The organism is Brasilonema angustatum (assembly GCF_059505445.1).
In genome coordinates this window covers 72,156-87,050 of sequence record NZ_JCACKO010000152.1, presented here as the reverse complement: position 1 = coordinate 87,050, position 14,895 = coordinate 72,156, and the positions used below count along the sequence as shown (strand labels likewise).

The following is a 14,895-nucleotide window of genomic DNA, read 5'->3' as shown; positions in this document are numbered from 1 at the left end:
ACGGAAATCACCAGACTTTCACACGTCTGTTAAGCGTTAAGCGCTCGGGTGCTCCCTACTCCCTACTATATTGTGAGGATGTTGATGATGACTCAAGCTTTAATAGAGCAAGCATTATTAAAAATTCTTGTGGTTGATGACCATGAATCTGTTTTGGGGGGAACAATCTGGGTACTTAACACTAAGTACCCAGATGCTGAAATCATCACTGCTCAAACTGCTGAAACTGTTAGAAATGCAGTGAATAGCTTGCAGCCAGATCTTGTTGTCATGGATCTTTCTATTCCAGAAACCTTAGGGACGATAGCACGGTCTGATACAGGTCTTCAACTCCTGAGGTATTTGATGACAAACTATCCTACCCTGAATCTGGTTGTTCAAAGCGCCCACGTCAAAACCCTCGTGCGGATTAGACCTGAAATTGATGTTCATAAAGGAGGCTTTACAGTTGCGGATAAAAGTCTCTCTAGCAAGGAAATGTTGACTAGAGTTGATTGGGCATTACAGGGATTAACTCATACCAAAGATATTAAAGGAACATTCGTAGGACTAGAAGTTAAACCAGAGTGGCTGCAAGTGCTGAGGTTAGCATTTGAAGAAGGGTTACAAGATAAGGCGATCGCTGAACGCCTGTCTGTTTCAGAACGGATGGTACGTCACTACTGGACTAAACTCCAAGACGCTTTAAACGTTTATCCTGATGAGGGAAAAAATATCCGAATTCAGACTGAAATGCGAGCTAGAGAAGAAGGATTCATTGATTGATAACTTACAGTAGAATAAAGACGTCAGTCGTCAGGATTCAGAAGTAAAAAGAGCTTTCTATGTGCCTTTTAGACCTCAGTACTGCACTCCATTTACTTGTAAGGTGCTGTATCTAAATTTCTTCTTTAACAAGATATTAATGAGTTCCGGAATTTAAATTAATACTCAGTAATGGTTAACAAGGTTTCCCCTATTAACCATTACTAATTATTAATTTAAGAAGCTCATGTATCCCAGCATGTGGAAAAAAGTTAAAGAGGAAATTTTTGTTTGGCGCTTAGGTGCATCAACAGGAATTCTAATCATTGGGCTTGTGATCATAGCCCGTCTGACTGGTTCATTACAAGCTTTAGAATGGCTAGCTTTTGATACTTTTCTACGTCTGCGCCCATCAGAACCTATCGATGAACGAATTCTGATTGTGGGAATTAATGAAGATGATATCCGCAGTATAAAAAATTATCCTATACCAGATGGAGAGTTAGCATCGCTACTGGTAAAGTTGCAGACGTACAAACCCAGAGTCATCGGTCTGGATATATACAGAAATGTACCAGTACCTCCTCCAGGTAACCCTGAGATGATTGCTGCATTCAAAGACATGAGAAATTTGATTGCTATTGAAAAAGTTTTACCAGATAAAGTTGATCCAACGCCCTATTTGTCTTCTGAACAAATTGGTTTTGCGGATCAAATGACGGATACAGACGGTAAACTCAGACGTAGTCTGCTGGCAACGCCAACGCCTAAAGGATACAAATTTTCTTTGTCTTTACGTTTATCAGAAGCTTATTTAACCCATAAAGGTATCACCCTGGAGAATGGCTTACGCGATCGCGATACTATGAGATTTGCTAACACTGAGTTACCCCGCTTTTTGCCCAACTCTGGGGGATATGTCAAAGCAGATGCAGGTGGGGTTCAAGTTTTACTAAATTTTAAGAACGATCGAGAGCGATTTAGAACAGTTAGTCTGAATGATATCAAAACGGGAAACTTTAAGCCAGAGTGGATACGCGATCGCATTGTCATTATTGGCATGACTGCTTCTAGCGTAAAAGACCTGATCTCAACTTCCACAATTGCATCTACCAAAACTGCACCAGGACGAGTTTATGGAGTAGAAATTCAAGCTCATGAAACTTCACAGATTATCAGTGCAGTACTTGACGGACGACCACTCATAAATGCATGGACAAAAGAGTGGGAATATATTTGGATTATAGGTTGGGGTTTTGTAGGAATTTATTTCGCCAGACTCACTAAATATCCGTTAATAAATCTTTTGGCTGTTAGCATTGCTAGCATTAACCTTATAGGAAGTAGTTATTTGCTGCTACTCTTTTGGGGTTGCTGGGTTCCAGTGATACCAGCAATCCTTGTGTTGACTTTAAATGGTGTAGGACTCACCGCTTTGTTTCAATATGACCAAACTTTTCAAGCAAAAATTAACGCTCGTCAAATAATAATTGAACGCACATTTGAAACAATTCATAACGGACCATTACAAACTCTGGCTAAAGCTTTGAGACGTGTAAAAGATGGGAAAGATTTGCCACCAGACGAATTACTTTGCGAACTTGAAAAAGATTTGGAGAAATTAAACTATGAGCTACGGGGCATCTATGAGTTTTTGCAACGAGAACCGCAAAATCAAGATAATCGTCTTTATATTGGAAGTGGTATAGAACTCAATTTACAAAACCCTCTTCACGACATTCTCTATCAAGTTTACAACTATACCTTAGAGCGAGACTTTCCCTGTTTTAAAACTCTCAAGGTCAAAGTCCGTACCTTTGAGCCAATAGAAGATACACACTTAAGTATCGAACAAAAGCAAGGTGTGTGTCGATTTCTGGAAGAAGCTTTGTGCAATGTTGGCAAACACGCCCTAGGACTAACCCGTCTAGAGGTGATTTACGAAAATGACAATGGCTGGCACACCTTGAGGATTAAAGATAACGGATTGAGTATGAAATCATACAAAGAAGGTCAAGGAACACGGCAGTTTAAGTATATTGCTCAACAACTCAAAGGCAAATTTACGCGATCGCCTCTTTTTCCCAAAGGCACTCTTTGCGAATTATCTTGGCTGGCGTCAAAAAGTTGATTAAATAGCTAAGGCGAGCCAGTGCTCGGCTAGAGTTTTCCGACTTGTTGCAAGAGCGTCTGGTGCAGGAGTTAGCACCTGGTTTTGTCATGGTTTCACTCAACCCCTTCTTCTTGAGAAAGCCTGTAAAAACCACAGCTAGATATAAAAAATACATGAATAAGCAAGAACTATTTACAGAAACTTCATTAATTATATGTCATAAAATTGACTGAAAATTCATAGTAAAGTTAGCATGGCTAGAGAATCTACTAGATAGAAACTAAAAATTTCTCTACCATCCTCGTACTATTACTGACTCCATATCACTGTGGAGAGAGTGATTATAATGACTTACTTACTATGGCTTTTGTACAGAGTACTTAATCTCAGCTTATTAGCGAGTTGTATTTTGAGTTTCACGCTGAGTTCAACTCAGGCTGCATATGCTAAATACCAACCACCCCGTACTCAAAAACCTCCCAGTACTTATACAGACTCATCAGGGGTTAGAGGGAGTTGCCAAACAACTGGTGTTAGTTCACCCACCCTACTTGCTCCAATGACTCACGTTGGACAAACGACTTCAACTCACCCAACTTTTGCATGGTTTGTACCTTACGACCAAAAAATACCCATAGAATTTACTCTTTACGAGTTTGATACAAATGATCAACCAACCACCCTGACATATAAGTACCAGTTGCAAAGCTCTCCAGGGATAATGAAGCTATCTTTGCCACAGTACAAGCAAGGATTAACTTCAGGTAAAAAATATCTCTGGCAAGTGGAAACCTTGTGCAACCCTAACCGTCCATCTCGTAATTTTCTTGTTCGGGCAGAAATAGAGGTTGTACAAATGCCGTCAACTTTAAAAATTCTGCTTTCTCGCGAACGCGAACCTTCCGAAAGAGCGAATTCATATGCTGAAGCTGGTATGTGGTATGATGCCTTAGGCGAAGCTCTAGCCTTCACTGTAGATCGACAATTAAAAATAGTGGGGATAACTTTGATACAAGATCTCGCTCAATTAGAGAAGTCTCTCCAGAATTTGGATCTCTATAATCTTGCATTGAGCAATTGAAAAAAGGTCAACATTCAAGAGTTTTTTGGTGATGACTAAAACCAATTACCTACAAGAATAAAAGGAGCCCAGTAGTATGGATGAGCATATTTTTTACCATTGGTAATCAGTTCTTTTTGCACCCTTTGTAGAGCCTCTGCCTTACTGAGTCCATTCTCGTACCATTCAGCATAAAATTTTGTCACAAACGTTACAGTTGCAGCATCATTAATTGACCAAAGAGAAGCGAAAGCGCTTTTGACACCAGCGTTAACTGTGCTACCTGCTAAACCCAAAGGAATACGGTCATCTCCAATAGCAGTGTCGCAAGCCGTCAGTGTTAGTAATTCTACTGCTTGAGAACCACGAAGAGTATTGCGAATCAGAGTATATAAATCAGTCATGGTAAGTTTGCCATTATTTCCTGTGATCAAGAAGGTATCTTCGGAAACTGCGCTAAACTCACCGTGAGTGGCAATGTGAATAATAGGGTAAAAAGTTTGCCGAAGTTCAGTTTGCAGATTCGTGTATGTGAAGTTGTCATCCAATAATTGCTTGCTACCAGGAATTTGTGCTGTAACTTGATTGATTTCTTGCTTGACGTTACTGAGAGCCTCGTACTTTCTACCATCAACTATTGCATCTTTAGTTAACCCCATAGCAAGCATCCGTAGATTTTTACGGTTGACTTTTTTGGCATTGATAAGGGTAGTCGCTGAGGTTGTAGCGATGCTCCGTTCGCGTAGCGTGTCCTTCGGACTCAGGAAGCAAGCATTGCTGATCGCATACCTCTGAACCAAGAATTCCTTTCCATCATGCAGCGCCGTCATTGGTACACTACCAAGAATTCCATCATTAATAAAAATGAGAGTTTTAATGTGCAAGGAATCTAAGTCTTTAACAAAAGGACGAATAATCCAGTCGTACAGTTTCTGTGCTTGTTGAGGGTTGTAAATTATATTACTACGTTTTTCTAGACCTCTACGAAATTCGTTGATTTCTTGTCTTAGGCTTTTTCTATCAACGAATATCCACCTCAAATACTTCTTATTATCAGGAAGACTTATGATAATAGCGAGTCTATCTTCTAATATAATGGAGTGAAAAAAAGCAGTTGTATTATCTGTTTCTACTGAGTCAATTACTTTTTTATTAACTAAAATTAAGTCTGAATCTTCTCCTAAATAATTTTGTACTTCTGCCAGTTTTAAATTTTCAATTTTATTCAGTATTTCAGTCAAATCATGACTATTATTTTTAGATAAGTTAATACCTGTTAAACTTAACTTGACTTCAATCAACTCGCGTAAGATTTTTTCATTAGTATTTTCATGGCTAAAATCTTGTAAATAGGAATCAAAAATAACATGAGGATGGCGTAGATTTTTGAAAGTATTAATAGCTGCTTCATAAGCTGTCAGTGCCATCATAAGTTTATTTTGTGCTTTGAAAATGCGAGCAAATTGCCACTGACACAAATATAAGTTCTCTCTAGCATTTACATTGTTTTCAGCAAGAAACTGTGCTTCACGAGTTAATTTGAGCGCTTGCGTGTAATCGTGTTGACATTCATAAAAATGAGCAAGATAAGTCAAAGCAAAAGATAAAGCGCGATCATCTGCCAAACCTTGAGCAATTGAAACGGCTTGCTGAAGGAGATGTAGAGATGGAATATATTTTATTTCTACAATTGGTTGTTGACATTTCACTAAAGAGAGAGTGAAATTATCAGACGGAAGTTGTACAATTTTAGCTAATTCGATGGATGCATAAACTTTTTCGGGTGAATCAGGTAGTTGTTTGAGCAGCACTAAAGCTTCTTGCAAGTTTGTTTTAGCTAAGTCTGATTGTTTCGTGTGATGTGCAGGTGTAACTGAATTGATAAGTAAACGGATTTGTGCTAAGTTATCATTCTGTTTATGGGCAATAACAAGACTCTTTTCAAGGTATTCCAACGCAAGAAAATCAGAATCTAAACCTTGTTTTTTTAAAATATAAGCAACATCATCATCACCAAGTTCTACAGCCGATTCCGCACGAAGATAATTGACTTGAGCAAGCCTTATATAGGCTGTTCCTAAATTTTGGAAAACAGACGCACGAGCCATTAAATTCTTTTTTACATCAGAAAAATTTAAGCTAGCTTGTAAATCTGTAATCGCGTGTTTGTAATCACCTTTTTGTTGATAAGCTTCTCCTCGGCTGCTCAAAGCCAATGCTTCTAAGACACTATTGTTATGTGTACGAGCAATTTGCAACACACTATCTAAAAGAGCGATCGCTCTTTTAGGTTTCCCCAAATTCATATAAGCTTGAGCCTGCTGGATGAGCATTTGTCCAACCTGTAGCCAATCTTTGGTTTGGCGATGGTAGGCTAACGCTTGTTCCCTCTGTTCTATCTGCTGCACCAGTTTCCTAACATCACGAGTTTCTACAGAGACGACTTCCCCAAATCCCCACAGCAAAGGTGATAACGGAACGTGACTCAGCCATAAAATAAATACAAGACTGAACAGAAATATTAGTTTTAATGAACGACGGAGAATAGATGTCCTGTGTTGGCTTGGCATATGAGTGCTTTCTTCAGATATAGATTTTCGACAAATCTGGGAAGTCTGCTGTATCTTACTTTAGAATATACAAAAGCGTATTATAAAGCACATATAAACAGCAGTATTTCACCTGAAAACACGCTAAGGCACTTTTTTTTAGGAAAGCGTTTTGCCACAAGAATTTTGCATTTTCCATGCCACTATAGAGAAGAGAGTGGCAAATGCAGTAAGAGGAAGGCAAAATAAGGCCGTGGAGATAACATTTCTAGGGACGAGTTCCGGTGTACCTACGCGATCGCGCAATGTTTCCAGTGTCGCGCTGAGGTTACCACAACGTGCTCAGATGTGGTTATTTGACTGTGGTGAAGGAACTCAGCATCAAATTTTGCGGAGTGACCTCAGAGTCAGCCAACTCTCCCGAATTTTTATCACCCATATGCACGGCGATCATATTTTTGGCTTAATGGGTCTTCTCGCCAGTTGTGGTTTAGCAGGAAATGTACAACGCGTTGATATTTATGGTCCACCGGGATTAAATGAGTACCTACAAGCCGCCTCACGCTACTCCCACACCCACTTTTCTTATCCAGTCAAAGTTCACGCCGTACGTCCAGGGGTGATTTACGAAGATGATGAATTCATTGTAATCTGTGGTTTTTTGCATCATCGCGTTACCAGTTTTGGCTACCGTGTTTTAGAGAAAGACCGACCAGGACGTTTTGATGTAGAAAAAGCCAAAGCGTTGGAAATTCCTCCCGGTCGCATTTACGGTCAACTCAAACGTGGTGAAGTCGTGACTCTTGCTGATGGGCGAGTGATTGATGGTAAGCAACTGTGTGGACCGACAGAAATTGGACGCAAAATTGCCTATTGTACAGATACACTTTATTGTGACGGTGCAGTCGAATTGGCACAGGATGCAGATGTGTTAATTCACGAGGCGACATTCGCCCATCAAGATGCAGAGATGGCTTTTCAACGGTTACATTCCACAACCACAATGGCAGCGCAAACCGCTTTAGCTGCTGGGGTAAATCGACTCATAATGACACATTTTAGTCCCCGGTATGCTCCTGGAAATGAAATAGAGTTAAAAGATTTACTAGAGGAAGCTCGTGCTATTTTTCCTAAAACTGACATGGCATATGATTTTATGACTTATGAAGTACCTAGACGGCGGGATAAAGAATTAAAAAAGGCGGAGGCTATGGCTTAAATCAGTTAACTGTTCACTGTTAACTGTTAAATATAGCTTTTTGTCTCTACATCTAGAGCCTTTAATAGGCTTGATATCAAGAAATTTATTCATTTTCTACTCATTTGCGCCCATCTTCATAATAAATTTAAATTTTCTGATCGAAGAAGTCAAAAATTTTTCGGTGTTTGATTTCTGTAAAAGTAGATGAAAATACATGTCTATAAACAGAAAAAAGTAAATATCAATATTTTTAGCTGCTGACTAATCAACATACTGTACACAATTGTTCTATTTACCAAACTAGTACTAACAAAAACACAGCCAAATTTTTACTTGTTATTATTGAACTACTGATTTTATTCTCAAATCTGAAATATTCCAAAAATTTCTTTATTTAGCTTGTAATTATAAACATTTAGAATTCTTAGTACAATATAAATATGCAGATTTTCAGTCTCTATTAAAGTCTTTTTTAATACTATCAGCTTTCTGCTTTGGAAAAAATATTCAGTTTTTTTATATAAACATAGTGCGATTTTTCACCCAATCAAAAAAAAGCAATTGATTGTATAAACCGCTTCTTCAAAAATCACAATAGAAAAAACTTGGAATCGTAACGAGATGGTAAAGATAGACAGAGACAGTTGACTATTTCAATATTCTTCACTTAGCTTGAAATGAAATTGAAAATATTTCAGCAGAGGTGACATCTTGTACCTTAATTTCAAAATCCGTTTGCGCAGCGTCTGGGTAAGAGATATTCCGAATTCTTTTTTTTGAGTGTACTTGTATAAACTGTCAATTTTTTCTCACAATTTTGTAGAAAAAGTAATTCGGTATAATTCAGAGGACTTTGATTGTAGCTGACATGAGTCTGGAGCACAGAAAAATAATTATTACTTCCCCACAAAGCAAAGTTCAAGGCAGAAAACTCTCTACAATTCTGTTTCGCCGACGCTTGCAAATCTTAGGTGTTTCTGGCGTAGTCATGTCGGTTGCAAGCGTTCTGGCTTTAAGTGCAAAACCGACATATCAAAGTACTATACAAATACTAGTAAATTCTAAGCTAAATGAAGGGGTACGCTCAAGTCATACCCAACAGGGAGCAGAAAGCAATTTTACTAATACTAATCTTGACATTATTAACGACATGACTCAGCAAAAGCTTATGCTGAGTTCCAACTTGATTCAAAAAGCAGTTAATTTGCTTCGTTTTGAGTATCCAGATTTGACAGTTGAACATATAAAAGGTAATAAAGGTCAACAAGCACCTTTAGTGGTTACGCCATTACAGCCACAGACAGGGGACAACAAAGTGATGAGTCAAGTCTTTGAAGTTTCCTTCAAAGACAACGATCCCGTTAGATCAGAAAAGGTTCTCAAGTCTTTACAAAAGGTATATCAGGAAGAAAACATAGAACAACGAAAACAAAGTCTTTCCAAAGGGCTTACTTTTATCAAAAAAAGATTGTCCGAAGTCAAAAATAAAATGATTCAAGCGGATAAAAAATTGGAACAATTTCGCGAAAAAAATCATTTACTCGATCCGCAGGTACAAGGCAAAATTCTTCTTGAATCTCTTGCTGACATCACAAAACAGTTAAGAACTACCCGTGCACACCTTAAAGACTTACAAGCTCGTTACGACAACTTAAAAGAACAATTGTCGTCCTTACCTAAAAATGCTATTGTCTCCTTTCGTCTGAGTCAGTCAACCCGTTATCAAACACTACTTAATGAGATTCAAAAAACTGATTTAGCTTTAGCTCAAGAACGGTTACGTTATACAGATAATTATCCAGAAGTCCAAAAACTGATACAGCAGCGACGAACTCAAGCCGCGCTTTTGCAAGAAGAGATTCGACGAACGCTGGGAGACAAAGATATGCAAGCGATATCAGATACTTTATTTCAAAAAAAGCCGTTGGATACAGAAATATCGTCTGGTACGCAAGAATTACAACAGACTACAAGGCAAGTAGGAGAAGCTAACTTGAAGCTGATGCAAGACTTGACTCAGGTACAGACAGCAATCTTAGGGCTGCGTGCCAATGAAAAGAGTCTTGCTGACTCACAAGAGCAAATTCGTGCTGAACTAAGCAAATACCCAAGTTTAATAGCACAGTACAACCGTCTGCTACCAGAAGTAGAAACGAATCGCAAAACACTTGAGCAACTCATGGCAGCACAACAATCTCTAGGATTGATGATGGCTCAAGGAGGATCTCATTTCCAAGTCTTGGAACAACCTCAAGTAGAAAACTATCTAGATAGCAACAAGCTATCTATATTACTTGCAGGAGTGCTCCTAGCACCGATTTTAGGTATTGGCACAGCCCTAATATCAGAATCCAAGGATGTTATCTCTTCTCCACAAGAGTTACAGAGGCTGACAAACCTTCGTTTATTAGGGACAGTCCCACAATTATCACAGCTGAGTACAAAAAAGAGGTCGTTTCGCCGATCCTTGCGACGAGTCATAACTCATTTCTCATCACAAGCCATATCTGACGAAAAGCACTTCAACGTCTACGGCTTGTTACCCTCCCACGAAACGCTGGATATGGCGTACCAAAACATTCACATATCAAAGTCTTGTATTCGCCACAAATCTGTGATGGTTACTTCAGCAATGTCTGGAGAAGGGAAGTCAACTTTGGCGCTGGGACTTGCAGTCAGTGCTGCCCGTATGCATCAACGGGTTTTATTAATTGATGCCAACCTGCGACAGCCAAATCTGCACAAAATTTTGGGATTAACCAATGATTGGGGTCTATCCTTGTTGTTAGTTGAGGAAAGAAATTCCGAAGTTTTGGAATACATCCAGCCTATTCATCCCTCCATTGATGTTTTGACTGCTGGACCGACACTAGAAGATACAGTTAAGCTATTAAGTTCTGCACGGATGAAAGAATTGTTGGAATTTTTCGAGCAAACTTATGACCTCGTGCTTATAGATACTTCTCCTATTCTCGGCACAGTTGATGCCACAATCCTGGCATCTCTTTGCAATCAGATTGTCATGGTAGGGCGGATGGGGCAGGTAAGCTGCAACAAACTCATTCAATCTGCAGAAATCTTGAGTAATTTGAATCTGATTGGGATTATTGCTAATGGAACGAGTTATTCCTTGTAAGCCGGATCACTACAGAGACTTTTGTTTTTATCTCATCATGCTGTATCCAAATTTTGCCATCCTCAAGAAACAGTCTTTTCTGCATGAAAAAATTTGGCAATCATCAAAACGCTGATGAGCGCGATACGCGCAGCGTCAAGCCTCCGGCTTATCGCCCTTGGGGCGGCTTCGGAGCATCGCCCCACTCAGCGCAAACACTCCCCGATAGCCAATAGCGTTTCATCGCTCGTACTGAAAAACTGCGGTGCAGCTTCATTTTCCATAGACACAAATGGAAAATGAGGCGAAATTTCATGTTCATAAACTAAATGTGATTGCTGTAGGCGGGAAATTGCTTTTGAAGAATTTTGTCTCCAAACTAAAGTTGCAATGGTAAGCTGTCGCGCTTTGAATTTGCATATTCTTTTAGTCTAATCAATCATTGAAACCCTCTTTCCTTCTGCCTTCTGCCTTGCTGTTGTGCATTTTTAATGCGCAACAGCTTATTTGTCCCGCCAGAATCTATTTCTACCACGCTTACCGTTTGGAAACCTGGCTGCTCGATCCCCAGATCTAAACCAAAACCTTCCGCAAACAGATTAGTAGATATAGGTTTAACGTTGCTCACCTAAATCACCCTGAAGTCCCCGATTTAGTAAGCATTTATACTCATAATTTGGGATACACCACTGCCGTCCCACTCGTATCTCAGAAATTATACCGTGACGTTTTGATTAATCCAGAAGTGGGGAGGTAGAGAGAAACTCTCCCATCACTGCATCTGTGCCATCTCCTCATTACCCCGTCATACTCCCCCATTCCTTGATTACCTCGTCATAGCGTGTGTGGCGAACCACTAGGTTCAAAATTCGCGTCAATCATCCGCGCATAAATCTTCTATGAACTAAACTCTGTTTTTCACGTCTTATGAAAAGTAGACTTTATGCAATATCAATAAATATACAGATTATAATAAGTACATGAAAGCCGTCAATCTATCTGTAAAAACTACTATAAATTACTCAGAGTGGAACGATAAAATCGCACAGCATTTCTTCAACCCAGAAATGGCGGGGCGTACTGTTAATCTTTACGTCACAGAGGATTTTATTAATTCCTTAGGCGCATCTAAAGGGGTTGCCTACCAAGACTTTATCCAAACAGTAAAAAATGCAGTAAATATAAATGGTATCTGTAAAAAAGCCTGGGGGAGTATGCAAAACCCGGAATGGCGATACCATCGACAAGGTTATCCTCCATATATAGGCTACTTAGCTTTATTTGTTTTGGCAGCAGGTACTGAAGGTGATTTTTCTTCTAAAGCCTACTATCCGCGCTTGCGGGAATTACTGGGTGAAGAACCGACATCCCGACCATATCCCCACTTTGACCAGATGCAAACACTCTGGAAAGATTTAGAGAAATGGGCAAATGTCGATAAATCAGGTGAACTGGGCATTTTCAACGCAAATATTACTGGCAGGTTGGTTCACGTCGGTATACCCATCGCCCAAACTCTTTTGACGCAGAGGGAACTGAAGGCACTACCCGTTATTTTTGCAGAAGCAGGCTTAGAACCTATTTCCCTTCCCTCTGAAAGACATACAGCTTCTTTGTTAGTCAAACACGGACGTAACTATCTGCGAAGACGAACGCTGCGATTACTGGAAGAAACCAGCGAAGGCGATGAACTACGTCACGCACTGATCGAAAGGATTGTTAATGAGTTACGCACCTGGGATGGAACTACCGAAATACCGTCTGAAGGAAGAACTCAGGTTTACGGTGTCTTAAGACTATGTTGCAAACTCGACTTGATTGCCAAACGTGCCAGCTTCACCTTACGTTGTACGACAAAGCATGAATTTCCTGAAGATGGTCTGATTTTGAATTCTAATCACGATTCTTACTCTTGCACTGAACAGGGTAATGGTTGGTCTTCACCTATCCGCAAAGAATTAAATGGTAAAAATATCGACGCCTCCCAATTGGATTGGCGTCAGGGTTTGCGGATGGAATCCACTAACAAACAATGGTGTTTTAAATTGCCAGCTTCGCCAATCCGAGTGTTTGTTGAAGGCAGAAGTTTGGGGTTACCTGGACTTGTAGAAGTAGTGCAAATTCCTAAAGGTTTGCCTTTTTATTTAGCAGTGCAGCAAGAGTGTTGCAGTTTGTTAGAAAAATGGGGTGCATCCAGTTGTGAAGGCTTTGAGAAACTGCATACTGTCAAAGGTTTACCTACCGGATGGTACTTTTTTAAAGTGGCTGCTGCCCATAGTGATGAAATAGTAAAAAGCGAATATCCTATCTTGTCCTTTTCGACTAGCATCAGACTTGATTTAGAAGGTGGTGTACGCCTTGACAGAGGAAATTATTTCTTTAAATTCGCACCACCAAAATTAGTTTTACAAGGTGGTGATGAATCCGTAAAAGTATATTGCAATGGCAAGCTGTTACAAGACAAATCTGGAGAAGGTATTTATGAACTCTCTCCAGAGATTCCAGCCGACACCAAGCTTGAAATTGAAGCCTGCAAGGGTAAAGATATTATTAAGCGTTTATCTCTATTTTTAGTAGAAGATTTTCCTTCCCGAATCAGCAGAAAAACGCCATATCTTGACAGTTTTAGTTTGGTGACAACAAATCGACATGAAAACTCTCCAGGAGTGATTGGAGCATTGGTAAAGGGAATTGATTGTCCTGCTTTTAACTTCAATACTCTCTTGCCAATCCAAGGAAACCAACGCATTATTTTTGTGGGTAAAGAACCGGGGCAAGTTGCAATTTATCCAGAAGAATCACTACCTATTGATTGGTATCCTGTTTGGGCTATTGCCAAAGGAAGTTTTTTTGATAGAGCGATATTTTGTGGTACAAGCTTACAAGAATCAGAACTTAAGGTATTAATTTGTAAGGATAAGAAAAAATTGTTTTCTTGGAAAAAAATCTTGTTGGATAATCACAAACGAACTCTGCCTCCTATCGACGATATTCGTCTGAAGAAATTATGGGAAAAATTCCAAAAGGAGGCAAAGCGTGTCCAGGGATAGCGACGAACTACTCTATGTCATTTCTGCTAAAAAGGAAATGCCTTGGTTATCTCTTAAACAGGCATTTTATTATCTTTACAGTCTTAATAGAACTGCTTGTAGTGAGGAGGAGGATGACATTAAAGATAAAAGATTATCAACTGTTCGCGCTCTGGATTCATTGGGTCACTGTGAATTTGATTTCACTGACAATAACAAAAAAGTTTATGTCACTCCCCCTGTATTAATAAGATTACCTAGCGCTGGTTTTCCTCAAGCTATTTTAGCAGGATTTAGAACACCAAACACTATAGATAAATTAAGAAATACTTGTCAATCTGTTGGACGAAACATAAAGATTGAAGTGACAGAACAAAAGGCTGAATTAGTATTAGTACCTAAGCGAATAGCTGTACAAGCTGAGGATGTATCAGAATTACAGGAAATTGCTTCTCAATTAGCAATGAATTTTATAGAAACACCATCAGCTTGGTCGCTTTTAAATTTTTCCGCCTCCCTTGAAGATTATTTAACTAATTGCCAGTGGTCTAATGAGTCAGAATTAAACTGGAAACGTCAAACATTTGATCCTAATATATTACGCTTTCTCCCTTCTCCCTCATCAATGGGAGGTGCGTCGGGAATGAGAGTGCCGAATATCCGTCTCAGCAAATATCAACATCCCTCTCGCAAAACCCAAACATATTATCTTTGGCAAGAAGAAAGATGTACCCAAGTTGAACGTGACTGGGGGCGATATGCTGTTATTAATGCTGCTAAGATTAAAGTTATCATTTACGACAAACGTCGATTTATGATGGCAGTTCCGGTTGGCGCTAAACTACCAAAAGTGCTAGAAAGAGCTTTAACTTTATGCTCAGGATACGTACCAATAGTAGAAAAATTCCCATTACAAAAACTCACTTCTAATTCTTCTATCCCAAAACCGAAAGAAGTGGTCAACGGTTTTAATGTCAAAGGTTTCAACTTATTTCGAGACGTTCCCCCTCAAATAGCAGAAATGACTGCGGCTAAATTAGGTCAAACTCTATTAATACAATCTTTAGACGTCAAATTGTGAGGA

At 39.3% G+C, this 14,895-nt stretch carries 10 protein-coding genes; 8 read left to right on the top strand and 2 right to left on the bottom strand.

Translation table 11 applies throughout. The annotated features are described in order from the left end of the window. The first annotated feature begins 87 nt into the window (after positions 1–87). The 3 genes from AC5JM2_RS33080 (at position 88) to AC5JM2_RS33070 (ending at position 3,938) form a co-directional block, all read left to right on the top strand. Positions 88–765, top strand: coding sequence for a response regulator transcription factor (locus AC5JM2_RS33080; RefSeq protein WP_495840031.1), 678 nt, complete (start codon positions 88–90; stop codon positions 763–765). A gap of 226 nt (positions 766–991) precedes the next feature. Then, positions 992–2,875 (top strand): sensor histidine kinase, encoded by a 1,884-nt coding sequence (locus AC5JM2_RS33075; protein WP_495839978.1) that lies wholly within the window; start codon positions 992–994, stop codon positions 2,873–2,875. Between the two features lie 328 nt (positions 2,876–3,203). After that, a complete protein-coding gene (locus AC5JM2_RS33070) occupies positions 3,204–3,938 on the top strand; it encodes a DUF928 domain-containing protein (protein WP_495839976.1) in 735 nt (244 codons plus the stop codon). A 35-nt stretch (positions 3,939–3,973) separates the two neighbouring features. Here AC5JM2_RS33070 and AC5JM2_RS33065 read toward each other — a convergent pair whose 3' ends face one another. Then, positions 3,974–6,487, bottom strand: a complete 2,514-nt coding sequence (locus tag AC5JM2_RS33065; protein ID WP_495839974.1) for a CHAT domain-containing protein — start codon at positions 6,485–6,487, stop codon at positions 3,974–3,976. Positions 6,488–6,719: 232 nt separating this feature from the next. Here AC5JM2_RS33065 and AC5JM2_RS33060 point away from each other — a divergent pair, with 232 nt between their 5' ends. The 3 genes from AC5JM2_RS33060 to AC5JM2_RS33050 all read left to right on the top strand — a co-directional run bounded on the left by AC5JM2_RS33060 (position 6,720) and on the right by AC5JM2_RS33050 (position 11,018). After that, on the top strand, positions 6,720–7,685 hold the full coding sequence (locus AC5JM2_RS33060; protein ID WP_210613840.1) for a ribonuclease Z: 966 nt from the start codon (positions 6,720–6,722) through the stop codon (positions 7,683–7,685). An 850-nt stretch (positions 7,686–8,535) separates the two neighbouring features. After that, entirely contained in the window at positions 8,536–10,803 is a 2,268-nt protein-coding gene (locus AC5JM2_RS33055; RefSeq protein WP_495839971.1) for a GumC family protein, read from the top strand. Between the two features lie 83 nt (positions 10,804–10,886). Then, positions 10,887–11,018 carry a hypothetical protein gene (locus AC5JM2_RS33050; RefSeq protein ID WP_495839969.1) on the top strand — a complete coding sequence of 44 codons (132 nt, stop codon included), beginning with the start codon at positions 10,887–10,889 and terminating at the stop codon, positions 11,016–11,018. A gap of 203 nt (positions 11,019–11,221) precedes the next feature. On the opposite strand, the gene AC5JM2_RS33045 is transcribed toward AC5JM2_RS33050, so the two are convergent. Beyond that, a complete protein-coding gene (locus AC5JM2_RS33045) occupies positions 11,222–11,410 on the bottom strand; it encodes a hypothetical protein (RefSeq protein WP_495839967.1) in 189 nt (62 codons plus the stop codon). Positions 11,411–11,762: 352 nt separating this feature from the next. Here AC5JM2_RS33045 and AC5JM2_RS33040 point away from each other — a divergent pair, with 352 nt between their 5' ends. Then, positions 11,763–13,832 (top strand): hypothetical protein, encoded by a 2,070-nt coding sequence (locus AC5JM2_RS33040; RefSeq protein ID WP_495839965.1) that lies wholly within the window; start codon positions 11,763–11,765, stop codon positions 13,830–13,832. Continuing rightward, positions 13,819–14,892, top strand: a complete 1,074-nt coding sequence (locus tag AC5JM2_RS33035) for a hypothetical protein (protein WP_495839963.1) — start codon at positions 13,819–13,821, stop codon at positions 14,890–14,892. The genes AC5JM2_RS33040 and AC5JM2_RS33035 overlap by 14 nt, the downstream gene beginning before the upstream one ends. Positions 14,893–14,895 lie beyond the last annotated feature (3 nt).

What these genes read in the sequence shown, in the direction of transcription:
- AC5JM2_RS33055 (WP_495839971.1), top strand. Translation starts at nt 8,536, where the DNA reads ATGAGTCTGGAGCACAGAAAAATAATTATTACTTCCCCACAAAGCAAA.
- AC5JM2_RS33070 (WP_495839976.1), top strand. Translation starts at nt 3,204, where the DNA reads ATGACTTACTTACTATGGCTTTTGTACAGAGTACTTAATCTCAGCTTA.
- AC5JM2_RS33075 (WP_495839978.1), top strand. Translation starts at nt 992, where the DNA reads ATGTATCCCAGCATGTGGAAAAAAGTTAAAGAGGAAATTTTTGTTTGG.
- AC5JM2_RS33065 (WP_495839974.1), bottom strand. Translation starts at nt 6,487, where the DNA reads ATGCCAAGCCAACACAGGACATCTATTCTCCGTCGTTCATTAAAACTA.
- AC5JM2_RS33040 (WP_495839965.1), top strand. Translation starts at nt 11,763, where the DNA reads ATGAAAGCCGTCAATCTATCTGTAAAAACTACTATAAATTACTCAGAG.
- AC5JM2_RS33080 (WP_495840031.1), top strand. Translation starts at nt 88, where the DNA reads ATGACTCAAGCTTTAATAGAGCAAGCATTATTAAAAATTCTTGTGGTT.
- AC5JM2_RS33050 (WP_495839969.1), top strand. Translation starts at nt 10,887, where the DNA reads ATGAAAAAATTTGGCAATCATCAAAACGCTGATGAGCGCGATACGCGC.